The following is a 22,684-nucleotide window of genomic DNA, read 5'->3' on the forward strand; positions in this document are numbered from 1 at the left end:
CCGACGCCACACGAAACGGCTCATTCGGCGTGGTGCTTGGGCCGGACCACCAGCCACAGCAGCAGCGCCGCGATGCCCGAACCGATGCCGATCGCCGCCGCCGTGGTGTTCCACACGCCCGGCAGGCCCAGCTCGTAGAAGTCCGCCAGCCACGGGACGCTCAGCACCAGCAGGAACGCGCCGCCGCACGCCGCCACCAGGGTGACCTTCCACCACGTGTACGGCTTCGCCACGATCGCCAGGGCCGCCAGAGCGAGGCAGAACAGCGTGATGCCGGCGGTCGTCTGCGGCAGTTTCGAGTCGGTCCCGTCGTGCGCCAGCGATGCCAGGTAGACGACGAACGTCGGAATGGCGCAGGCCAGACCGGCCGGGATCGCGAACTTGAGGGTCCGCTTCACAAAGCCCGGCTTCGCCCGGTCGAACGTCGGCGCGAGCGCCAGGAAGAACGCCGGGATGCCGATCGTGAACGCGTTGATCAGCGACTGGTGGATCGGCAGGAACGGGTACGGCAGCGGGTCGCCGCCGGCGATCCACGAGCCGATCGCCCCGATCGCGATGAACAGGGCCAGCGAGATCGCGTAGACCGTCTTGGTCAGGAACAGGTTCGAGACCCGCCCGATATTGCCCAGCACCCGGCGGCCCTCGTTGACCACGTGCGGCAGCGTCGCGAACTCGTCGTCCAGCAGGACCACCTGGGCGACCGAGCGGGCCGCGGCCGAACCGGAGCCCATGGCGATGCCCAGGTCCGCGTCCTTGAGCGCCAGCACGTCGTTGACGCCGTCGCCGGTCATCGCGACGGTGTGACCCCGCGACTGGAGGGCCTTGATGAAGTCGCGCTTCTGATGCGGCTTGACGCGGCCGAAGATCGTGTTGTTCTCCAGCAGGTCCGCGAGTTCCTCGGGGTCCTCGGGCAGACGCCGGGCGTCCACGGTGTCGCCGGCGCCGTCCACGCCGAGCTGCGCGGCCACCGCTCCGACGGCGGCGGGGGAGTCACCGGAGATGATCTTGACCGCGACCCCCTGCTCCTTGAAGTATTCGAGGGTGGCGGCGGCGGTGGAGCGCAGGCGCTGGCGCAGCACCACCAGGGCCTGGGGCTTGACGCCGGTGACGCCGCCGGTGGTGGAGGCCGACTCGGCCGTGACCAGCGCGAGGACGCGGAGTCCCTGGGCGGCGAGCATGTCGGCCTCGAGCGCGACCGGGTCGGACTGGTCCAGCAGGATGTCGGGCGCGCCGAGCAGCCAGGTGCCGTTGTCGGTGAAGCGGGTGCCGCTCCACTTGCGGGCGGAGGAGAACGGCATGGCGTCGATGACCCGCCAGCCGGGGTCCTCCGCGTCCCGCTCCTGGAGGTAGGCCCCGATGGCCTGCATGGTCGGGTTGGGGCTGTCGTCGGAGGCGTCGAGCGCGGCCAGGGCGACGAGCGGGTCCTCGCCTTCGCCGGGGACGGGGCGGATCTCCTCGACGTCCATGCCGCCCTCGGTGAGCGTGCCGGTCTTGTCCAGGCACAGCACGTCGGTGCGGGCCAGGCCCTCGATCGCGGGCAGTTCCTGGACGAGGCAGTGGCGCGCGCCGAGCCGGATGACGCCGACGGCGAAGGCCACGGAGGTCAAGAGCACCAGGCCCTCGGGGATCATCGGGACGATGCCGGCGACGGTGGAGACGACGATCTCGCGCCAGTTCTCGAGGTCGGAGGCCTGGCTGATGATGAGCAGCAGCGCGATCGGGACGATGAGCCAGTTGATGAGCTTGATGAAGCGGTTGATGCCCTCGCGCAGCTCGGAGCGGGCCAGGGTGAACTTGCTGGCCTCCTCGACCAGCTTGGCCGCGTAGGAGTCCGCGCCGATCTGCTCGGCCCGGAACTTGCCGGTGCCGGCCACGGCGAAGGAGCCGGAGCGGACCTCGTCGCCGGGGGCCTTGGCGACCGGGTCGGCCTCGCCGGTCAGGAGCGATTCGTCGATCTCCAGGTTGCGGGATTCGACGACGGGGCCGTCGACCACGATGCGGTCGCCCGGCTCGATGACCACGATGTCGTCGGCCACGATCGTGGCCGGGTCGATCTCAATCACCTCGCCGTCGCGCAGGACCCTCGCATTGGCGGTGTTCATGAGCGAGAGCTTGTCCAGGGTGCGCTTGGCGCGCAGCTCCTGCACGGTGCCGATGAGGATGTTGGCGATGATGACGCCCACGAACAGGGCCTGCTTCAAGCCGTAGAAGAGGTCTTCCTGCAAGGTCCCGAAGGTGATCGCGATGACCGCCAGGACGGCGATGACCGCGTTGAGCGGGGTGAAGAAGTTGGCGCGCAGGATCGCCGAGAGCGGCCGGCTGGTGTGCCGCTTGGTCTCGTTGGTCCGCCCCGCCTCGACGCGCTCGGCGACCTCGGCTTCGGTCAGTCCGCGGGTTCCTGCCAGCATGGGTGTTGTCACGTCGACAGCTTATGCGACCCAAACCGCTGTCCATCACCGCAGAAGGACCGAAACTCCGGTTCCGCGGCTCCTCCTTCGGAATGAGCCCGGGCAGCGCTCCTCGGCCGAACTGCCGACCGCGAACCACCTTCGGGCACCTCGTAGAATTCCTGCTATGGCCAAAGTACTCACACCGCAGAGCGAGGATTTTCCCCGCTGGTATCAGGACGTCATCACCAAAGCCCAGCTGGCCGAGAACGGTCCGGCGAAGGGCTCGCAGGTGATCCGGCCGACCGGTTTCGCGCTGTGGGAGCGTATGGTCGCCGAGCTGGACGACCGCATCAAGGAGACCGGCACCGAGAACGCCTCGTTCCCCCTGCTGATCCCCGAGTCCTACTTCCAGCGGGAGGCCAACCACGTCGAGGGCTTCGCGCCCGAGCTGTGGATGGTCACCCACGGCGGCGGCAAGGAGCTCGAAGAGAAGCTCGCGATCCGCCCCACCTCCGAGACCGTCATCGGCGAGTACCTGTCGAAGTGGATCAACTCGTACCGCGACCTGCCGCTGCTGCTCAACCAGTGGTGCAACGTCATGCGCTACGAGCTGCGCACGCGGTTGTTCCTGCGCTCCTCGGAGTTCCTGTGGCAGGAGGGCCACACCGTCCACGAGACTTATGAGGAAGCCCACGCGTTCACGCTGCGCATCCTCCACGACGTCTACGCCGACTTCATCGAGAACGTCCTGGCGCTGCCGGTCCACCGCGGCATCAAGACCGAGGCCGAGCGCTTCGCCGGGGCCTTGAACACGTTCACGGTCGAGTCGCTCATGCGCGACGGCAAGGCGCTCCAGATGGGCACCTCCCACGAGCTGGGCCAGAACTTCGCCAAGGCCTTCGACGTCCAGTTCCAGGGCGCCGACGGCAAGCAGCAGTTCGGCTGGACCACCTCCTGGGGCGTCTCGACCCGCATGGTCGGCGGCCTCATCATGGGCCACGGCGACGACGACGGACTGCGGGTCCCCCCGAATCTTGCACCCGTCCAGGTGAACGTGATGGTCGTCAAGGACACCGAAGAGGTCCAGGCCGCCGCGAAGAAGGTCTACGACGAGCTCAAGGGTGACGGCCTGCGCGTCAAGCTCGACAACCGCGGCGACATCGCCTTCGGCCGCCGCGCCGTCGACGCCGAACTCAAGGGCTACCCGGTCCGCATCGAGATCGGCCCCCGCGACCTCAAGAACGGCGAGGCCACCGTGGTCAGCCGCGTCGAGGGCACGAAGCAGACCATTCCGCTGGGGATGCTCGCCGAGGCCGTCGCCGCCGCGCTCGAAGAGGCCCAGCAGCAGCTGCGGGACGAGGCCCTGGAGTTCCGGGAGTCCCACACCGCCGACGTGGCCACCGTCGAGGAGGCCGTCGAGGCCGCCCAGACCGGCTACGCCCGGATCGCGTGGGACCGGTGCGGCGTCGAGGGTGAGACGCAGGCCGCCCAATCGGGCGTGACCGTGCGCGTCCTGCAGCGCGCCGACGGCTCCGTGCCGGACTCGCTGGATGAGGACGGTCTCATTGCCTACCTCGCCCGGGGGTACTAGGACCGACGTGCGCTAGACTTCGACGCTGTAAATAGCTTTGGGACGGGTGCCCTCTCAACAACCGTGACGCAAAGCCAGGTCCTAGCAGCGCAGCGATCCATATTTTCCATGTGGATCATCGCTGCGCTGACGTGATCCCTAATTCAGGAGTTACAGGAACGTGGCAGTAAAGATTCGCCTCACGCGCATGGGGAAGATTCGTTCTCCCCAGTACCGCATCGTCATCGCCGACTCGCGCGTCAAGCGCGACGGCAAGGTCATCGAGAATGTCGGGATCTACCACCCGAAGGAAAACCCGTCGCTGATCGAGGTCAAGTCCGACCGCATTCAGCACTGGCTCTCCGTGGGCGCCCAGCCGTCCGAGGCCGTCAAGGCCATCCTCTGCAAGACCGGCGACTGGCAGTCCTTCAAGGGTCTGCCCGCGCCGGGCGAGCTGAAGGTCAAGGAGCCGAAGGCCGAGAAGGAGGCGCTTTACATCGCCGCCCTCAAGGAGTCCGGTGTCGACCCGAGCAAGGCCTACGTGCCGGAGGAGACCCCGGCCAAGAAGACCGCGTCGAAGTCGAAGAAGTCCGCCGAGAAGGCCGACGAATCGGCTAAGACTGAAGAGGCCGAGGCCAAGACCGACGAGGCCTCTGAAGACAAAGGGGAGTGACCGTGTTGCGGCCAGCGCTTGAACACCTTGTGAAAGGCATTGTCGACAATCCCGACGATGTCCGAGTACGTCTGGTCGACTCCCGTCGCGGTAAGCGCCTCGAGGTCCGGGTCAACCCGGAAGACCTCGGGACGGTCATCGGACGGGGCGGTCGCACCGTCAATGCGCTGCGCCAGGTCATCGGTTCCATCGGTGGCCGCGGCATTCGCGTTGAGGTCGTCGATTCCTACTGAGTCAAGCCGCACGGCCCCGGGGTTCGCCCCCGGGGCCGTTGTGCTGTCTCCAGAGCAGAAGAGGTTTTCCATTGGTACAGCTGGTGGTCGGGCGGATCGTGCGCCCGCACGGGGTGCGCGGCGAGCTCATCGTGGAAGTCCGCACCGATGATCCCGAGGAGCGGTTCAAGCCGGGCGTGGAGTACTCCACGAAGGCGGGGCCGCTCAAGGCCGAGACGGTGCGCTGGCACCAGGGCCGCCCGATGATCAACTTCGCGGGCGTGTCGGGCCGCAATGAGGCCGAGGCGCTGCGCGGGACGGAGCTGAGTCTCGACATCGATCCGGACGATCTCGTCGCGTCGGAGGACGAGGTCCACGACACGCTGCTGATCGGGCTCACCGTGGTCGATCGGGACGCGGGGGAGATCGGGACGGTGTCCCGGGTCGACCACGGCGCCGCCCACGAGACCCTGGTCGTCAAGCGGCGCGGGCAGAGCCCGGCGCTGATCCCGTTCGTGGCCGAGATGATCCGCGAGGTCGACCTGGACGCGGAGACGATCCACGTGGACCTGCCCGAGGGGCTGCTGGAACTCTGATGCGGGATCTTTCATGAGAATCGACGTAGTGACGGTCTTCCCCGAGTACCTCTCGCCGCTGGAGCTGTCGCTCATCGGCCGCGCCCGCGAGCGGGGCCTGCTCGAGTTGAACGTCCACGACCTCAGGCGCTGGACGCACGACGTCCACCACTCGGTCGACGGCGCCCCCGCGGGCGGCGGGGCCGGCATGGTCATGAAGCCGCAGCCGTGGGGCGAGTGCCTCGATGAGCTCATCCCGGGTGAGGCAAAGCCCCGTCTGCTGGTGACCAGCCCGGCCGGGCGGCCGTTCACGCAGGCGATGGCGCATGAACTTGCGGCCGAGCCGTGGCTCATGTTCGCCTGCGGCCGTTACGAAGGCATCGACCAGCGGGTGGTCGACCACGCGTCGGACAGCATGGAGGTCACCGAGGTCTCGATCGGCGACTACGTCCTCTTCGGCGGGGAGGTCGCGGTCCTGGCGATCGTGGAGGCCGTGACGCGGCTGCTGCCGGGCGTGCTCGGCAATGCCGCCTCGTTGGACGACGAGTCCCACAACGACGGCCTGCTGGAGGCTCCGGCGTACACCCGCCCGGCCGAGTGGCGGGGCCTGGAGGTGCCGCCGGTGCTCCTGTCGGGCGACCACGGCAAGGTCGACCGGTGGCGCCGTGACCAGGCACTGCTCCGCACCGCGAAGGCCCGCCCGGATTTGCTGGAGCGCATCGACCGCGATAACCTCGATGAACGTGACCGGCGCCTACTTCTAGGGGCCGGGATAACTCTGTCCGAGCAGGATGTGGCAGAGTAGGTGAGTTGACGTGATGAGCCGTTCGTTCAGGCGGTTCCTCTCGCGCGATCACGAACTTTCATTTCTGAAATCAACGAGGGTTGACACCAATGAACATTCTGGATGAGCTGAACGCTGCTTCCATGCGAGCCGACGTGCCGGACTTCCGTCCCGGCGACACCGTCAAAGTGAGCGTGCGCGTTCAGGAAGGCGCCCGGTCCCGTGTCCAGGTGTTCCAGGGCGTCGTCATCCGTCGCCACGGCGCCGGCATCGGTGAGACCTTCACCGTCCGCAAGCTGAGCTTCGGCATCGGCGTCGAGCGCACCTTCCCGGTCCACGGCCCGATGGTCGACAAGATCGAGATCGCGATGCGAGGCAAGGTTCGCCGCGCCAAGCTGTACTACCTGCGCGAGCGCAAGGGTAAGGCCGCGAAGATCAAGGAAAAGCGCGAGATCTAGTCGGCGACGCTTTCGAGCCGACGATTGGCTCAGTGCGCCAACGGTTTCGAACCCCGGGCTTCGGTCCGGGGTTTCGTGTTGCCCCCGGTTTTCGGTTAGGCTCTGCGAATGAGTCCTGGTTCTCCCGATAACGGCGGGTTGAATGGACCGCGCCGTATCGACTGGGGCCGACTCCCCGGGCCGGACGGCCCGGTCGATCCGCCGCCTCCGCCCGAGCGGTCCGGGCCCCGCCGTCCGCCTCCGGGCCGCGGCGATTCCCCGACCGAGAGGATCCCCCGGGTGGACCTGGGGCGAGCGGGCGGCCCGACCGGCCCGCCCGATCGCGTCCCGGGCGCCTTCGACAACGTCGGCGGAGCGGACCAGAGGAACAGAACGGGAGCGCACCCGCGCCCCACCGGACCCCAGAACCGGGCGGCCGGTCCCCAGGACAAGGTGACCGGCTCGCACCAGCGGCCCGGCGCCCGTCCCAAGCGTTCGCCCCGCAAGGAGAAGGAGCCCGAGAGCCGCCTGTCGCAGCCGCACAAGCGCCAGTACCTGTCGCTGTGGATCGAGCTGCCGCTGCTGCTGGTCGTCGCGTTCTCGGCGGCGGTGCTGCTGCGCACCTTCGCGGTGCAGCCGTTCTACATCCCGTCCGGTTCGATGGAGCAGACCCTCCAGGAGGGCGACAAGGTCCTGGTCCTCAAGCTCACCCAGACGCTGCGCACCCCGCAGCGCGGCGAGGTCGTGGTCTTCCGCGGCACCGACTCCTGGGATCCGGAGTACCGGCCCTCGAACTCGGAGGACTCGTTCACCTCCGACGTCTCCACCGCCGTGCTCGACCTGATCGGGCTGGCGGAGCCCGACGAGAAGGACTTCATCAAGCGGGTCATCGCCGTCGGCGGCGACACCGTCTCCTGCTGCGACGCGGACGGCAATGTCGTGGTCAACGGCGTCTCGCTGCACGAGGACGAGTACGTCTACGACAACGCCCCGCTGGACGTCGAGCCCGGCACGTGCCATTCGCGGCTGTTCGAGGAGCTGACCATCCCCGAGGGACAGGTGTGGGTGATGGGCGACCACCGCGGCAATTCGAAGGACTCCCGATGTCAGGGGCCCGTGCCGGTGGAGAACCTCATCGGCCGGGCGATCGCGCTGGTGTGGCCGACGGACCGCGCCCGGAACCTGGAGATCCCCGCGTCGTTCGCGGTGCTGGACGGCACGACCGGGGGCGGCGGAGGGGATTCCGGCGACGAAACCGGCGATTCCGACACGTCCGGATCCGAGGCGATAGGGGCCGTCACGTCCGGGTGGACCAGTGCGGCGGGCGGATATCAGCTGCCGCCTGCCTTGCCTGCCACGGGGATGGGCGCCCCCCTGCCCGCAGTGCAAGCGCGTAGACTCGCACCGTGATCGAAGAAGGGCAAGCGCCCGATGCCGACGGTGACGGCGTCGACGAGACCTCCAGTCAGCAGCAGCCCCAGAAGAAGAAGGGTTCGTTCTGGAAAGAACTGCCCATCCTCTTGGGCGTGGCCATTCTGGTGGCCATTGTGGTGCGTACCTGGGTGGTCCAGACCTATTACATCCCTTCGGGATCGATGGAGAACACCCTTGAGCTGAACGACCGGGTGCTGGTCAACAAGCTGGTCTACAACTTCTCCGATCCGGAGCGCGGCGAGATCGTCGTCTTCACGGCTCCCGTTTCGTGGCGGTCAGATCCGGATGAGGACGAGTTCATCAAGCGGGTCATCGCCGTCGGCGGCGACCACGTGGTGTGCTGCGACGACGACGGACGGATCACCGTCAACGGCGAGGCCCTCGAAGAGGACGACTACCTCTACGTCAACCCGCTGACCGGTGAGCAGGACGTGCCGAGCCTGGACGCGTTCGATGTAGTCGTGCCCGCGGACCGGCTGTGGGTCATGGGCGACCACCGTCAGGCCTCCGGCGACTCGCGCGAGCGCTACATCCGTGAGGGCGGCGACGTCGAGGCGGCGACCATCGAGACCGACGCCGTCATCGGCAAGGCGTTCGTGCTGTTCTGGCCGGTCGGTCACGGGACCTGGTTCTCGATTCCCGGGACCTTCGAGGACGTCCCGCCGCCTTCGTGACCATGCTGCGCCCCGCCCCGACCCGCATGCGGCGCGCCGGCGACCTGTACGCGATGGAGGCCGCCCTGTGCCGCCGCGGCCTCGGCCCGGTGGCCGGGGTCGACGAGGCCGGGCGCGGGGCCTGCGCCGGACCGCTCGTGGTCGCCGCCGTCAGCCTCCCGCCCACGGCCCGCCTGGAGGAGTTGAACGACTCCAAGCTGCTGACCGAGGCCGCCCGCGAACGGGTCTTCGAGCGACTGCGCCGCTCCCGTGCCCTGATTGCGACCTGCGCCTACCCGCCGGCCGAGATCGACGCCAGGGGCGTCGGCGTGTGCAACCTGGAGGGCATGCGGCTGGCGGTCGCCCGCCTGGAGGAGCGTCCCGGATACGTCCTCACCGACGGCTTCCCGGTGGCGGGCATGCCTGTCCGGAGCCTCGGAGTGGTCAAGGGCGACCGGAGCGCCGCGTGCGTCGCGGCCGCCGGGGTGGTCGCGAAGGTCACGCGCGATCGGATGATGCACGAGCTCGACGGGCGCTACCCTCACTACGGCTTCGCCGTGCACAAGGGATACGGCACGGCCCTTCACGCTGCGGCGCTGCACCAATGGGGCCCATGCGAGGAGCACCGGAAGTCCTATGCGAACGTCGCCGTCCACCTCGCTGCGTGACCGCTGGTTCGCCCCGGCGCTTGCCCGGCGGCAAGCCGCGGGGCGAACAGGGCGCAGGCGCACTATCGTTGGAACCGTCGTTGAGAAGGAGGAGCGTTGAGCGCCGAGGACCTCGAAAAGTACGAGACCGACATGGAACTCCAGCTGTACCGCGAATACCGGGACATCGTGCGGCAGTTCACCTACGTGGTCGAGACCGAGCGGCGGTTCTACCTGGCCAACGCGGTGGAGGTCCACGTGCGGGGCGCGGAGGCCGAGACCTACTTCGAAGTGGAGATGACCGACGCCTGGGTGTGGGACATGTACCGGCCGGCCCGCTTCGTCAAGCACGTCCGCGTCCTGACCTTCAAGGACGTCAACGTGGAAGAGCTGGATAAGCCCGACATCACCCTGCCGTAAAGCGGACCATAACGGGCGGCGAATCCGCCGCTAATATTGTCTGGTGTCAACACTCCGTGATGTCGTCAGCTCCCACACCGACCTGACCTCGAACTCAGCCGCCCACCTGCAGCGGCTGGTCGCCGAATGGCAGCTCCTCGCCGACCTCTCGTTCGCCGACTTCCTGCTGTGGGGCGCGGTCGCCGGCCACCCCGGCCGGTACGTGTGCATGGCGCAGGTCCGGCCCACCACGGGTCCGACGGCGTACGAGGAGGACCAGGTCGGGCGCGTCATCGAAGGCGCCGACGCCCAGCACCTGAACGTCGCCTTCACCGAGGGGCGCATCTTCCGCGAGGGCGACCCGGTCTGGCGCGGCGACGTCGCGGCCCGCCACGAGGCCATCCCGGTGCGCCGCCGCGACCGCAGCCAGGTCATCGCCGTGGCCGCCCGCGACACCAACCTGTCCGACTCGCGCAGCCCCTCCCACCTGGAACTCAACTACCTCAAGACCGCCGACTACCTGGTCCAGATGCTCACCGACGGCGGCTTCCCGCCCCCGCTGCTGCCCGGCGAGCCCACCACCGCGCCCCGCATCGGCGACGGCCTGGTCCGCATCGGCTCCGACGGCCTGGTCCGCTACGCCTCCCCGAACGCCCTCTCGGCCTACCGCCGCATGGGCGTCACCGGGCACCTGCGCGACCGCGACCTGGCCGAACTGACCCGCAGCCTGCCCGGCGACACCGAGGTCGGCGCCGACGCCGCCCGCCGCATCGCCGACGCCCTCGCCGGCGGCACCCCCCGCCGCAAGGAGATCGAGGCGCGCGGCGCCACGGTCCTCATGCGGGCGCTGCCGCTGCGGCCCGGCGGGAAGGCCGCCGGCGCGCTCGTCCTGGTCCGCGACATCACCGAGGTCCGCCGCCTCGACCGGGAGCTGGTCACCAAGGACGCGACCATCCGCGAGATCCATCACCGCGTCAAGAACAACCTCCAGACCGTCGCCGCGCTGCTGCGCCTCCAGGCCCGCCGCGTCGGCTCCCCGCAGGCCCGCGTCTCCCTGGAGGAGTCGGTGCGCCGGGTCGCCTCGATCGCGCTGGTCCACGAGACCCTCGCCCAGTCCTCGGACGAATCGGTCGGCTTCGACCAGATCGTGGACCGCGTCGCCTCCATGGCCGTCGAGGTCTCCGTCGCCGAGTCGAAGGTGACGCTCCGCCGCGAGGGCACCTTCGGGGTCCTGCCGAGCGAATACGCCACGCCGCTGGTCATGGTCGTCAACGAACTTCTCCAGAACGCCGTCGAGCACGCCTACCCGCCCGGCCAGGAGGGTGAGGTCGTCATCAGCGTCGAACGCTCCGGCGACCGGCTCCGCGTCACCGTCTCCGACCAAGGCAAGGGGCTCCCCGAGGGCTTCAAGATCGCCGGCTCCAACCGCCTCGGCCTCCAGATCGTCCACACCCTGGTCACTGGCGAACTGCGCGGCACCATCGACATGCGCCCCCGCGAGGAGGGCGGCACCGAGGCCGTCGTGGACTTCGCCCTCCAGTGACGAAGGAACGGAGGGCGAAGCAGGAGGTGCAGTGCCCTCCAGTAATCCGAGTCGACGTCCCGAAGCGGACGGTCGCGGCACTGGTCTCTGTGGCCCGGGCCGCCCTTCTCGTGCGCCCGAACGCGTGTGGCGCGGGCTTCCACCAGCCGGGACGAGGGGTGTCGATGGGCGGGATGTGTGGCATGCTTGCAGGCATGTCTCGCGCACACGGGCTCCGATTGGTGGCACGCCGCCACGTCGACCTTTGCCGTGTGTTCAGCGCCGCCTGTCTGATGCGCGCTTAATTCTTCCGGCTATTCGCCGTCGAAACCTTGCCACTTCTGTGTCCGCATGAGGAGAACTGTGCCAACGCCAACGCGCAAACCCCGTCGCCCTAAGGGCCAAGGCCAGTGGGCCATGGGCCACCGGGAGCCGCTCAACAAGAACGAGCAGTCCAAAAAGGACGACAACCCGCTCAATGTGCGGCAGCGCATCGAGGGCATCTACTCCGTGCGCGGTTTCGACTCCATCGACCCGGCGGACCTGCGCGGACGCTTCCGCTGGTGGGGCCTGTACACCCAGCGCAAGCCCGGCATCGCCGGCGGCAAGACCGGCATCCTCGAAGAGGAGGAGCTGGACGACAAGTACTTCATGATGCGCGTGCGCATGGACGGCGGCCAGCTCAACCTCGCCCAGCTGCGCACCGTCGCCGACATCTCCAAGGACTTCGGCCGCGACACCGCCGACGTCACCGACCGCCAGAACGTCCAGTACCACTGGATCCGCGTCGAGGACGTCCCCGAGATCTGGCGCCGTCTCGAAGCGGTCGGCCTCGACACCCAGGAGGCCTGCGGCGACTGCCCGCGCGTCGTCCTCGGCTCGCCGGTGGCCGGAGTCAGCAAGGACGAGGTCATCGACCCGACCGAGCAGATCCAGGCCATCCACGATCGCTTCGTCGGCGACCGTTCGCTGTCGAACCTGCCGCGCAAGTTCAAGTCCTCCATCGGCTGGCTCCCTGACAACCCGTACGAGACCAACGACATCTCCCTCATCGGCGCCGAGCACCCCGAGCACGGCCCCGGCTTCGACATCTGGGTCGGCGGCGGGCTCTCCACCAACCCGATGTTCGCCCAGCGCCTCGGCGTCTGGGTCGCCCAGGAGGACATCGAAGAGGTCTGGGTCAATGTCGTCCGCATCTTCCGCGACTGGGGCTACCGGCGCCTGCGCACCCGCGCGCGCCTGAAGTTCCTCGTCAAGGACTGGGGCGCCGAGAAGTTCCGCGAGGTCCTGGAGTCCGAGGCCTATCTCGGCCGCAAGCTTCCCGACCTCGACGCGCCGCCCGTGCCCGAGAAGCTGCTCGACCACATCGGCATCCACGAGCAGACCGACGGCAACTACTACATCGGCGTCGCGCCGGTCGTCGGCCGCGTCTCCGGCACCCTGCTCGGGCAGCTCGCCGACGTGGCCGAGAAGTACGGCTCCGACCGCGTCCGCACCACCGCGCTCCAGAAGCTCCTGCTCCTGGACGTCCCCGCGGACCGCGTCGAAGACGCCGTCGCCGATCTCGAGGCGATCGGCCTGTCCGCCCGCCCGTCCCAGTGGCGCCGCGCCACCATGGCCTGCACCGGCATCCAGTTCTGCAAACTGGCCATCGTGGACACCAAGGACCGCGCCCGCGACCTCGTCGCCGAGCTCGAGAAGCGCGTCCCCGAACTCGACGTCCCGATCTCCATCCACGTCAACGGCTGCCCCAACGCCTGCGCCCGCACCCAGACCGCCGACATCGGCCTCAAGGGCCAGCTGGTCACGGTCGACGGCGAGCAGGTCGAGGGCTTCCAGGTCCACCTCGGCGGCGGCCACGCCGCCGCGGCCAGCCTCGGGCGCAAGTCCCGCGGCCTCAAGGTCGCCTCGGCCGAACTCGGCGACTATGTGGAACGCCTCACCCGCCGCTACCTGTCCGCCAGGTCGGAGGGCGAGACCTTCGCGCAGTGGGTCCATCGGGCCGACGAAGAGGAATTCAAGTGAGCGGCCGCGTCGTTCCTTATAACTGCCCGTACTGCGGAGAGGAAGACCTGCGCCCCTACGAGCCGGATCCCGACAGCGACGTCGAGATCCGCGGCGGATGGCATTGCTACGACTGCACCCGAGTCTTCTCGGTGAAGTACTACGGCACCGCGGCCCCCGCGGCCATCGCCCCGCCAGACCTCCCTGCAGCCAGCAGTGAGTAGCGCTTTTTACCCCGAGGAGTAACGACATGAACACCACGACGAACCGGGATCCCTTCGAACTACGCGACCTCGCCACCGCCGCGGGAGACCGCCTCGAAACGGCCACGGCCACCGAGATCATCGAGTGGGCCGTCGGCGAGTTCGGCGAGCGCTTCTGTGTGACCTCCTCGATGGCCGACGCCGCCGTGGTCCACCTGGCCTCGCAGGTCGCTCCCGGGCTCGACGTGGTGTTCCTCGACACCGGACTCCACTTCCCCGAGACCCTCGAAGTCCGCGACTTCGTGGCCTCCACCATGAACGTCAACGTCCGGACCATCGGCCCCGACCAGTCGGTCCTGTCCCAGGACGCCGAGTTCGGGCCGCGGCTGTTCGCGCGCGCCCCCGACGAATGCTGCGCCCTGCGGAAGGTCATGCCGCTCAACGAGGCGCTGTCCGACTACGACTCCTGGGCCACCGGCCTGCGCCGCGACGAGGGGCCGAGCCGCGCGAACACCCGCGTGGTCGACTTCGACGTGACCCGCCGCAAGGTCAAGGTCTCGCCCATCGCCAAGTGGACCGAGGCCGACCAGGAGGCGTACATCGAGCGCTACAACATCCCGGTGAACCCGCTGCTGAAGGACGGCTTCCGTTCGATCGGCTGCTGGCCGTGCACCCGGCGCACCGAGCCGGGCGAGGACCCGCGCGCGGGCCGCTGGGCCGCCTTCGACAAGACCGAGTGCGGACTGCATGTCTAACAGCGCCTCCGCGGAGCTGACGCGGGCGCAGGACGCGACCTCGGTCGCGTCCCGGCCCGCCTCCCGGCCCGCGCCTGAGCCGGCGGCTCCGGTCGTGCTGGTGGCGCACGGCAGCCCCGACCCGAGGTCGCCGGAGGCCGTGCGCGCCATCGCCGACGCGGCGGGGAGCCGCGTCGGCTTCCTGGAGTTCAACGACCCCGATCCGGTCGACGTGTTGACTTCCCTTGCAGACGAGGGCACCCGGCGCGCCGTGGCACTCCCGCTGCTGCTGACCGACGCTTATCACTCGCAGACCGACCTGCCGGACGTCGCGCGCCGCGCCGAGGCGGCCCGTCCGGGGCTCTCGGTGGACCTGGCCCGCCCGGTGGGGGACCTGTCGCTCGCGAAGGCCCTCGTGCGCGGACTGCCGAGGGACGTGGACGGTCTGGTCGTGCTCGCCGCCGGTACGCGCGTCGACGCGGGCCGCGCCCACGTAGCGGAGGTGGCGGCCGAGGCCGGTCGCCTGCTCGGCGTGCCGGCCGGCCCGGGATTCGCCTCGGGGCCGGGACCGCGCGCCGCGGAGACCGTCGAGGCGCTGCGAGCCGAAGGCGCCCGGAAGGTCGCGGCGGTCTGCTACTTCATCGCCCCGGGACTGCTGTGCGACACGGCGATCGAATCGGCCCGCTCCGCCGGCGTCGTACACGCCGGAGAACCGCTCGGTACGGCCCCCGAGCTCCTGGAGCTCATCGCGGCCCGCGCCGACGCGGTCCGCTGATACTCGCGAAAAGCCATCCCCAGCCCCCACCCGCCCAGGGGAGAAATGCAGTATCGCCGCAAGCGTCGCAGCCGGGTCCGACAGAAAACGCGGCCGGTGACGGTCCGGGAACTGAAGGTCACCCGAAAGCGTTACTCGCCGGTCTCTCCGAAGGGGCGCCGCTCCTCGCCGAAGTCGGTCGCCTTTCGCGTCGCCGGAGCCAGAACCAACACGAGCATGACCGCCGCCAGGACCCACGCCGCCAGGCCGTAGCCCGAAAGCCCCGCCTCGCGCAGGTAGTACCCGACCGGCAGCCACAGCAGCGCATTGAACACCGCTTGCGCGATCGCATTGCGCCCCATCCACAGTCGCCGACCCAGGAACCAGTAATACAGGGCGATCAGCCAGGCCGCCACGGCGACGCCGAGCGCGGCCTGAGTCGAGCTCACCTCGCCGATGACCAGCTGCGCCACGCCCCACAGCCCGGCGGCGACGAGTCCGGTTGCGAGGAGCCAGAAAACGGCCGAAGCGGCGACGAGCGTCCACGGCCTGTCGCGATCGGCGTCGGAATCGGTGACGGTGCCCATGTCGGCGTCGGTTTCGTTCACCTCCCCACCGTATCCCGGGCTACGCTGCGCTTATGCGCGCCTTGCAACCAGCGCCACAGCGTGGTCTGCTCATCGTGAATCCGAAGGCCTCGACGGGCTCTCGCCGCCGCACCAAGTGGGTGGTCAGACAGCTCGGCGAGGTGATTGACCTGACCGTGCGGAAAACCGAGCGGCGCGGGCACGCCGAGGAACTGGCGCGCCAAGGTGCCGAAGAGGGCTTCGACGTGATCCTCAGCCTCGGCGGCGACGGCACCGTCAACGAGGTCGTCAACGGCCTGCTGGCCGACGTCCCCGACGCCGAGTCCGCTCCGATCTTCGCCCCCATCCCCGCCGGGTCGACCAATGTCTTCGCCCGCGCGCTGGGGCTTCCCTGGGACCGCCGCCGGGCCTCGATGGCGATCGTGGACGCCCTGCGGGAGCGAAGGACCCGCACGGTGAGTCTCGGGCGCGTCGTGAGCGAGAAGGAGGACCGCCTCTTCACCTTCTGCGCCGGACTCGGCTGGGACGCCTCGGTGATCAAGCGTGTCGAGTCTTACCGCAAGAGACGCAATATCGGCGCGCACTATGCCCGAGCCGTCATGGCGGAATTGAACGAGCATGGCGTGGAAGGCGATTCGATAGATGTCGAGCTGTCGACGGGGGAGTCGGATCAGTCGACCGGCATGGTCGTGGTCCAAAATTGTGCGCCGTGGACGTACTTGGGTACCCTTCCGGTGAATCTCAACGCGCGGGCATCCTTTAATGCTGGACTTGACGTTCTGATTCTGCGTAAACTTGACCTACCGGCCACAACTCGGACCGCCGCTTCACTGCTGGTGGGAAGAGAAGGTCCGGACGGTGAGCACGCAGTCACGCATCACGATCTCGACGGGATCAGACTGCGCACATCGCTACCGCAAGCGTTTCAACTCGACGGAGACTATCTCGGCGAGCGTACGGAACTCGAACTCAGTTCGGTTCCCGGAGCATTGCGGGTAGCCTGCTAACAACTTGGGAAAACCTGAGACTGGGTGTTGACAACTCAGGCGTGAGCGGGCAAGGTTGATTTCGCCGCCGACTGTACTAACACTTGGCTCGCAAGCTTCGCCAAGGTGGGCGGCGTGAGACTTCATAACCGAATATCGTGTTTTCGGTGCGTATTGACCGGGCATTTGGATGAGTACTGTCGCCCAGTAGTCACTCACGGCGAAGCCTCTGAGCCCAGCCGGCCCAACGTTGAGTGCCAGTGTGTCAAACCGGTTCGACTCGCTGTCATCGGCCCCCGGGTATGGGGGTTGAGGGAGCCGCCCCGAGGGCCCGCGGTAGGGGTCCCGGAGTGTGTGGCCCACGAGTCTTCGTCGAGGTAGCGCGGTGAGTTCACTCACTTCAAGCTAATTTCCGGAGTCGAACCCCTTGACAAATCCAAACTTTGTGAAAGCATTCACAAGGTGGTCGGGTCAAGGTGCGGACCGCAGGTCACCAACCGGGTGACCGCCTACGTCGGTCGATGTTCTCGAAAGACGCTCAGGCGTTCAGCAATGACGCTGAGGTGTGCGGAGGAAGACCGCGTTCGCGGTGGCAACGGTTCCCTTTGTCGGGAGCCCTCGCCCACCTCGATATCGCCCGAATGGTCGCCCGTTGCGGTGTGACCGTCCACAAGCAATACCGGCTGGCCAGTGCGTGAGCGATCCCGTCGCACGCCGCCGGAACACAAGCAGCGAATAACAACGTGTAATCCAATGTTCTGATCTTAAGCAAGGAGATGTTTTGATGGATTGGCGCCACGAGGCCATTTGCCGAGACGAGGACCCCGAGCTGTTCTTCCCCATCGGGGACACGGGTCCTGCGCTCTCGCAGATCGAGCAGGCCAAGAACGTCTGCCGGCGCTGCCCTGTCACCGAGTCCTGCCTGCAGTGGGCACTCGAAACCGGCCAGGATGCCGGCGTATGGGGTGGGCTGAGCGAGGTGGAACGCCGCGAGCTCAAGCGCCGTTCCGGTGCGCTGCGGACGCTTGCCGCTCCGGTCGCGGGCTAGGACCCGACCAGCGGCGGACCAGCGGGTCCGCAGTCCCCTTGATTCACCCATCCCTCGTATTTGAGCAGTGAGCTTGAAAGGCCCGGCAGGAATGCCGGGCCTTCAGGCTTTTCAGGACGGAAACGGCGGCCTCGGCAGCGGCGCGAGGCCGACGTGCCGCATCGCGGTGAAGTGGCGCCTCGCCCGCGGCTTCGTAGTGCGACCGTGCCGTGAGACCGTGCCGCACGGGGGCGAAACCCGCCGCCGATTCCCACGGCGGGTCGCCCCGGTCAGTGGAGGCTGTGGCGCTCGGTGTCGGCGTCGGACTCCGTGGAGGGGCGCCGCTGGCGGATGCTGATCGTGGACACCGACCCGGCCGTCTCGGACCTGACCTCGTCAGTGAGGGCCCTGAGGACCTGCCACTGGTAGGTGTTGTCTCCGGGTAGCGGATCGCCCTTGGGGCGGCTCAGGACGATCTGGAGGCACGTCTCGCCCACCTCCAGGCGGCACCGCAGCGGCTCCGGGGGCGTGCGGCCGCGCAGCAGCCTCGGGCGGGCCGAATCCGGCGGCAGGAGCAGCCCCACCGCCGCGTTCACCGCCGCTCGCAGGTCCTCGATCTCGTCGAGAGAGAAGCCCAATCGGGTGGCCACCGCCGCGGTCGCGGTGGGCAGCACCGAGAGGTAGTCACCCTCCTGTGGGACGTCGAGCAGCAGCACGTCTTCGCGTTCATCGCTCACCGGCATCGCCGCTCCCTGTGACGTTCTGTGTAGACGAATTCAGCAACTCGCACTGCAAAGAATAGTGGTCACCACGTTCGCGCGCAGGCCGGGCCATGATGCGGGCCCGGGCCGCAATCCCCCGGACGGGTTGGTTTCGCCCGCACAAGCGAAGACAATTCGGGACGATCGGATGATGCACCCCAGCGTATACCCACGAGCGCCCGCCCGGTCCTGGATGGACCGGGCGGGCGCTACGGTGCTTCAGATACGTTGCGGTGCAACGCTTTATAGATCTTGCTAGGCCTTCTTGGTCTCCCAGAAGATGGTGGCGATCTCGTCGATCTTGGCCAGGAGCTCCTCGGCCACCTTCGGGTCCGCGCTGCCCTTGGAACCGGAGGCTCCGGCGAGCTTCGTCGCCTCGTTGACGAGGGAGTGCAGCTGCGGGTACTTCTCGAAGTGCGGCGGCTTGAAGTAGTCGGTCCACAGCACCCACAGGTGCTCCTTGACGAGGTTGGACCGCTGCTCCTTGATGATCAGAGCGCGAGTGCGGAATTCAGGGTCCTCGTTGGCCTGGTACTTCTCGCAGATCGCCTTGACCGACTCGGCTTCAATGCGGGCCTGCGCCGGGTCGTAGACCCCGCAAGGCAGGTCGCAGTGGGCCGAAGCCGTGATTTGCGGCAGCATCCGCTTGAACAGAGGCTTCAACATTGTGCCCCTCCAGCTTCTTTCCAGTGGGTGTGATTCCACCGCCGACCTTACCTCTCGGAGAGGAGAATTCGGCTATACCCCTAGAGTGGGAGTCGCAACACGGATTCATGAATACCCATAGTGGACAACGCGTTCGCGGCTGAAACCCAGGTTCCCGCTCGCCAGCTCGCCAAACGGAGGTCGATCACCGATGCTTGCCGCCTATGCCCGCGATGTCAATCCGGACGATCCGTTCTCGGCTCTCTCGGTGGGTGAGATCGATCCGCCCGCCGTTCCCGCGGACTGGACCCGGATCGAGCTCGCCGCCGCGACGATCAATCACCACGACCTCTGGTCGCTCGCCGGAGTGGGCCTGAGCGCCGAGCAGTGCCCCATGATCCTCGGGACCGACGCCGTCGGCACCACGGCCGACGGCGAGGAGGTCGTCGTCTACCCGATCATCGCCGACGCGACCCTGCCCGACGAGACGCTGGACCCGAAGCGGTCCCTGCTCTCGGAGCTCCACCCCGGCACGCTCGCCGAGTCCGTCGCCGTCCCGGCCCGCAACCTGCTGCCCAAGCCGCGGGGCTGGAGCGCCGCCCAGGCCGCCTGCCTGCCGACGGCCTATCTCACCGCCTGGCGCATGCTCACCGCCCGCGGACGCCTCGCTGAGGGCGGCGCCGTCCTCGTTCAGGGCACCGGCGGCGGCGTCGCCACCGCCGCCATCGTCCTGGCCAAGGCCCTCGGCGCCCGCGTCTACGCCACCGGCCGGACCGAGGAGCGCCGCGCCAAGGCCGCCGAGATCGGCGCCGAGGCCGTCGAACCGGGCGCGCGGCTGCCCGAACGGGTCGACGTCGTGATCGACTCCGTCGCCGGTGAGACCGTCGCCCACTCGATCAAGTCCCTCAAGCCCGGCGGGCGCCTGGTCATCTGCGGTGCCACCGCCGGCCACGCCCCCGTGATCGACCTGCGCCACGTCTTCTTCAAGCAGCTGGAGATCGTCGGCTCGACCATGGGCACGCGGGACGAGCTGGCCGAACTCATCGCCTTCTGCGAAAACCAGGAGGTCGAGCCCGTGATCGACTCCGTCCACACCCTGGCCGACGCCGAGACCGCGCTGCGCCGTCTGGACTCGGGAGACGCGTTCGGCAAGGTCGTGGTGCTGCGCTCGTGAGAAACCCAACGTCGTAAGTACGACAGTGGGGTCGGTTTCTGGCGCATTCGCCCGCCGACCGGCCCCGCCAGAGCCCACCCTGTAGGGGATCTGAACCTAGGGGAGGGACGATCATGGCAGTCGTAGGGCGGGTCAAGGACGGACTCAAGTCCGGCGCCACAGGCGCGTGGGCGATCGGCAGGAAACTCGCGTTCAAGATCGCGGTCGGCGCGGCGATCGTCGTGGTCGCCGTGGCACTGGCCGAGCAGGGCGAGGGTGCGGCCTCCACTGCCGCCTCCCGTGCCGCGTTGACCGACGCGAGCCCGGCCGCGGCGCACCCGGCGCTGTTGACCACCGAACGGGCCGAGGAACAGCTCATGCTGTGCAAGTACACCGTCGAGGCCACCTTCGGCGTCTCGATCTTCACCGAGACCAAGATGAGCGCGAAGCGCCTCGCCCGTCTCAAGAACGGCACCGAGGTGCGCGGTTCCTGCGGCACTACCGAGGGCGAGAAGACGATCGGCTGCGCGGGCCTGGAATGGGAGACGAAGTGGATCAGGATCTCCTCGGGCGACACGGTCGGCTGGGCCCAGGCGAGCTGTCTGGAGAAGCAGGGCATCTTCTGATCGCTTAGGGGACAGGCAAAACGGGGCGCGGCTCAGGCCGCGCCCCGTTTCGTATTGCGTCAGGTCCGGCTACTTCAGGCCGACGCCCGCGACGCCTTCGACGATCCGCTTCTGGAAGATCAGGAAGACGATGAGCAGCGGCAGCGCGCCGAGCACGGCCGAGGCCATGGTCTGCGCGTAGAACAGGCCGTAACCGCCGGCGACCGTGCCGAGGCCGACCGGGAGGGTCATCATCGACGGGTCGGTGGCGGCGATCAAGGGCCACAGGAAGTTGTTCCAGGAGCCGATGAAGGTGAAGATGCCGACCGCGGCCATGATCGGGCCCGCCAGCGGGATGATGATCGACCACAGGATCCGGAAGTGACCGGCCCCGTCGATCTTCGCGGCCTCCTCGTAGTCGCGCGGGATGCCGTCGAAGAACCGCTTCAGGATGAACACCATGACCGGCGCGACCACCTGCGGGAGCGCCAGGCCCCAGTAGGTGTTCGACAGGTGCAGGGCGTTGACCAGGTCGAACATCGGGATGATGAGGGCTTGGCCCGGCACCATGAGGCCCGCGATGATGCTCGCGAAGATGACGTTCTTGTAAGGGAAGTCGAAGCGCGAGAACCCGTAGGCTGCCAGGACGCACAGGATGAGCGTCAGGACCGTGACGATGGTCGACACGATCGTGGAGTTCAGCATCCACGTCAGGTGCTCGCCGCGTTCGAACAGGACCTTGTACCCGTCAAGCGACCAGTCCTCGGGGATCCAGCGAATCGGCTGGCCGAGGCTGGCGGCCTGCTCGGTCTTGAAGGACGTCGACAGCGCCCACAGCAGCGGCACCAGCCAGAACAGAGCCAGCACGGTCGCCGAGACGTAGACGATCACGGCGCCGACGCTGAGGCGCCCGCGGCGCGGCTTGAGCGCGCGCTTCTCGCCGGACTCAGGCGTAGGGGCTTCTTTGAGAGCGGTCATGTCAGTCCTCCTCCCTGGAGAAGATCCGGAACTGGACGATGGAGACGATCAGGATGAGCACGAACAGCACATAGGACAGTGCCGAGGCGTAGCCGATCCGGAAGCCCTCGAAGCCCGCGATGTAGATGTAGTGGATGGCGACCTCGGTGGCCCGGTTGGGGCCGCCCGCCGTCATCAGGTACATCTGGTCGAAGATCCGCAGGCTGGCGATGAGCTGCAGGACGATGACCAGGCCCGTGGTCTTCTTCAGCAGCGGCAGCGTGATGCCCCACAGCTGCTGCCACCAGTTGGCGCCGTCGATCGCGGCGGCCTCGTAGACCTCGGGCTGGATCGACTGGATGGCGGCCAGGTAGAGCAGGAAGTTGAAGCCGACGGTCCACCACACGGTGGTCATGACGACCGCCATCATCGCGGTGTTCTCGTCCTGAAGCCACAGCGTCGCCGCTTCGGGGCTCTGGATGCCGAGGAGTTGGAGGTAGTGGTTGACCAGGCCGCCGTCGGGCTGGTACATCCACATCCAGATCATCGTGACCACGGAGACCGGCAGCACGAACGGCGCGAAGAACGCCATCCGCAGGAACCAGCCCATCTTGCGGGCGCGATTGACCAGGAGCGCCAGGATGATCGCGATGATCACCAGCGGCGGGGTGCTGTACAGCGTGAACACGGCGGTGTTCCACAGGGCGTCCCAGGCGCGCTGGTCGCCGAAGGCCTCCGCCCAGTTGTCGAGGCCGATCCAGCTGACGGGGCGGCCGGTCAGGCTCTTGTCGGTGAAGGAGTAGTACAGGCCGAGGATGGTCGGCCAGACCAGGAAGAGCACGTAGGCGGCGAAGAAGGGGAGCACGAACCAGAGTCCGGCCAATGACCGGGGCTTCTTCTGGGGCGCCAGGGCCTCTTGCCGCGCCGTTGCGGCGGACGCCTCGTCGGGCGTCTCGGTTTTCACAGTCATGT

Annotated in this window: 25 protein-coding genes; 19 read left to right on the top strand and 6 right to left on the bottom strand. The window is 68.1% G+C overall.

Going from position 1 to position 22,684, the window contains the following annotated elements; translation table 11 throughout:
* Window positions 1-20: 20 nt before the first annotated feature.
* A complete protein-coding gene (locus FAB82_RS23050) occupies window positions 21-2,420 on the bottom strand; it encodes an HAD-IC family P-type ATPase (protein WP_136536910.1) in 2,400 nt (799 codons plus the stop codon).
* 154 nt (window positions 2,421-2,574) lie between these two features.
* On the opposite strand from FAB82_RS23050, the gene proS reads away from it, so the two are divergent.
* From proS to FAB82_RS23125, 15 genes are all read left to right on the top strand, one after another.
* A complete protein-coding gene (gene proS, locus FAB82_RS23055) occupies window positions 2,575-3,981 on the top strand; it encodes a proline--tRNA ligase (protein WP_136536911.1) in 1,407 nt (468 codons plus the stop codon).
* 160 nt (window positions 3,982-4,141) lie between these two features.
* On the top strand, window positions 4,142-4,633 hold the full coding sequence (gene rpsP / locus FAB82_RS23060) for a 30S ribosomal protein S16 (RefSeq protein WP_136536912.1): 492 nt from the start codon (window positions 4,142-4,144) through the stop codon (window positions 4,631-4,633).
* 2 nt (window positions 4,634-4,635) lie between these two features.
* Window positions 4,636-4,866, top strand: coding sequence for an RNA-binding protein (locus FAB82_RS23065; protein WP_211116792.1), 231 nt, complete (start codon window positions 4,636-4,638; stop codon window positions 4,864-4,866).
* A gap of 71 nt (window positions 4,867-4,937) precedes the next feature.
* A complete protein-coding gene (rimM, locus tag FAB82_RS23070; protein WP_136536914.1) occupies window positions 4,938-5,441 on the top strand; it encodes a ribosome maturation factor RimM in 504 nt (167 codons plus the stop codon).
* Between the two features lie 13 nt (window positions 5,442-5,454).
* A complete protein-coding gene (gene trmD, locus FAB82_RS23075; RefSeq protein WP_136536915.1) occupies window positions 5,455-6,225 on the top strand; it encodes a tRNA (guanosine(37)-N1)-methyltransferase TrmD in 771 nt (256 codons plus the stop codon).
* Between the two features lie 89 nt (window positions 6,226-6,314).
* On the top strand, window positions 6,315-6,662 hold the full coding sequence (rplS, locus tag FAB82_RS23080) for a 50S ribosomal protein L19 (RefSeq protein WP_136536916.1): 348 nt from the start codon (window positions 6,315-6,317) through the stop codon (window positions 6,660-6,662).
* 279 nt (window positions 6,663-6,941) lie between these two features.
* Window positions 6,942-8,051, top strand: coding sequence for a signal peptidase I (gene lepB, locus FAB82_RS23085; RefSeq protein ID WP_246039769.1), 1,110 nt, complete (start codon window positions 6,942-6,944; stop codon window positions 8,049-8,051).
* Complete coding sequence (gene lepB / locus FAB82_RS23090; protein WP_136536951.1) at window positions 8,051-8,749, top strand: signal peptidase I; 699 nt, start codon at window positions 8,051-8,053, stop codon at window positions 8,747-8,749. The genes lepB (FAB82_RS23085) and lepB (FAB82_RS23090) overlap by 1 nt, the downstream gene beginning before the upstream one ends.
* Window positions 8,750-8,751: 2 nt before the next feature.
* Window positions 8,752-9,396 carry a ribonuclease HII gene (locus FAB82_RS23095; RefSeq protein ID WP_136536950.1) on the top strand — a complete coding sequence of 215 codons (645 nt, stop codon included), beginning with the start codon at window positions 8,752-8,754 and terminating at the stop codon, window positions 9,394-9,396.
* A gap of 96 nt (window positions 9,397-9,492) precedes the next feature.
* Window positions 9,493-9,795, top strand: coding sequence for a DUF2469 domain-containing protein (locus FAB82_RS23100; protein WP_136536918.1), 303 nt, complete (start codon window positions 9,493-9,495; stop codon window positions 9,793-9,795).
* Between the two features lie 43 nt (window positions 9,796-9,838).
* Window positions 9,839-11,317 (top strand): sensor histidine kinase, encoded by a 1,479-nt coding sequence (locus tag FAB82_RS23105; protein WP_136536919.1) that lies wholly within the window; start codon window positions 9,839-9,841, stop codon window positions 11,315-11,317.
* Window positions 11,318-11,647: 330 nt separating this feature from the next.
* Window positions 11,648-13,321, top strand: coding sequence for a nitrite/sulfite reductase (locus tag FAB82_RS23110; protein ID WP_136536920.1), 1,674 nt, complete (start codon window positions 11,648-11,650; stop codon window positions 13,319-13,321).
* On the top strand, window positions 13,318-13,524 hold the full coding sequence (locus tag FAB82_RS23115) for a hypothetical protein (RefSeq protein ID WP_136536921.1): 207 nt from the start codon (window positions 13,318-13,320) through the stop codon (window positions 13,522-13,524). Before FAB82_RS23110 ends, FAB82_RS23115 begins: the two co-directional genes overlap by 4 nt.
* Before the next feature lie 26 nt (window positions 13,525-13,550).
* Window positions 13,551-14,258, top strand: a complete 708-nt coding sequence (locus FAB82_RS23120) for a phosphoadenylyl-sulfate reductase (RefSeq protein WP_136536922.1) — start codon at window positions 13,551-13,553, stop codon at window positions 14,256-14,258.
* Window positions 14,251-15,012: a sirohydrochlorin chelatase gene (locus FAB82_RS23125; protein WP_136536923.1), complete on the top strand. Its 762-nt coding sequence runs from the start codon at window positions 14,251-14,253 to the stop codon at window positions 15,010-15,012. Before FAB82_RS23120 ends, FAB82_RS23125 begins: the two co-directional genes overlap by 8 nt.
* A gap of 131 nt (window positions 15,013-15,143) precedes the next feature.
* Here the strand turns inward: FAB82_RS23125 and FAB82_RS23130 are convergent, their stop codons facing one another.
* Window positions 15,144-15,599, bottom strand: coding sequence for a hypothetical protein (locus FAB82_RS23130; RefSeq protein WP_136536924.1), 456 nt, complete (start codon window positions 15,597-15,599; stop codon window positions 15,144-15,146).
* A gap of 32 nt (window positions 15,600-15,631) precedes the next feature.
* On the opposite strand from FAB82_RS23130, the gene FAB82_RS23135 reads away from it, so the two are divergent.
* Together FAB82_RS23135 and FAB82_RS23140 are read left to right on the top strand one after the other, a co-directional pair.
* Window positions 15,632-16,585, top strand: coding sequence for a diacylglycerol/lipid kinase family protein (locus FAB82_RS23135; protein ID WP_136536925.1), 954 nt, complete (start codon window positions 15,632-15,634; stop codon window positions 16,583-16,585).
* 763 nt (window positions 16,586-17,348) lie between these two features.
* Window positions 17,349-17,612, top strand: coding sequence for a WhiB family transcriptional regulator (locus FAB82_RS23140; RefSeq protein WP_136536926.1), 264 nt, complete (start codon window positions 17,349-17,351; stop codon window positions 17,610-17,612).
* Between the two features lie 269 nt (window positions 17,613-17,881).
* Here the strand turns inward: FAB82_RS23140 and FAB82_RS23145 are convergent, their stop codons facing one another.
* Both FAB82_RS23145 and sodN read right to left on the bottom strand, forming a co-directional pair.
* Window positions 17,882-18,328, bottom strand: coding sequence for an ATP-binding protein (locus FAB82_RS23145; protein ID WP_136536927.1), 447 nt, complete (start codon window positions 18,326-18,328; stop codon window positions 17,882-17,884).
* A gap of 279 nt (window positions 18,329-18,607) precedes the next feature.
* Entirely contained in the window at window positions 18,608-19,018 is a 411-nt protein-coding gene (gene sodN, locus FAB82_RS23150; protein WP_211116783.1) for a superoxide dismutase, Ni, read from the bottom strand.
* Window positions 19,019-19,208: 190 nt separating this feature from the next.
* On the opposite strand from sodN, the gene FAB82_RS23155 reads away from it, so the two are divergent.
* Together FAB82_RS23155 and FAB82_RS23160 are read left to right on the top strand one after the other, a co-directional pair.
* Window positions 19,209-20,171: a zinc-binding dehydrogenase gene (locus FAB82_RS23155; protein ID WP_136536928.1), complete on the top strand. Its 963-nt coding sequence runs from the start codon at window positions 19,209-19,211 to the stop codon at window positions 20,169-20,171.
* Window positions 20,172-20,284: 113 nt separating this feature from the next.
* Entirely contained in the window at window positions 20,285-20,776 is a 492-nt protein-coding gene (locus tag FAB82_RS23160) for a hypothetical protein (protein WP_136536929.1), read from the top strand.
* Window positions 20,777-20,845: 69 nt separating this feature from the next.
* Here FAB82_RS23160 and FAB82_RS23165 read toward each other — a convergent pair whose 3' ends face one another.
* Both FAB82_RS23165 and FAB82_RS23170 read right to left on the bottom strand, forming a co-directional pair.
* Window positions 20,846-21,733: a carbohydrate ABC transporter permease gene (locus tag FAB82_RS23165; protein ID WP_136536930.1), complete on the bottom strand. Its 888-nt coding sequence runs from the start codon at window positions 21,731-21,733 to the stop codon at window positions 20,846-20,848.
* 1 nt (window position 21,734) lies between these two features.
* Complete coding sequence (locus FAB82_RS23170; protein WP_136536931.1) at window positions 21,735-22,682, bottom strand: carbohydrate ABC transporter permease; 948 nt, start codon at window positions 22,680-22,682, stop codon at window positions 21,735-21,737.
* Between the last annotated feature and the right edge of the window lie 2 nt (window positions 22,683-22,684).

Origin of the sequence: Glycomyces buryatensis (assembly GCF_004912275.1) — a bacterium.
Lineage (GTDB): Bacteria > Actinomycetota > Actinomycetes > Mycobacteriales > Micromonosporaceae > Glycomyces > Glycomyces buryatensis.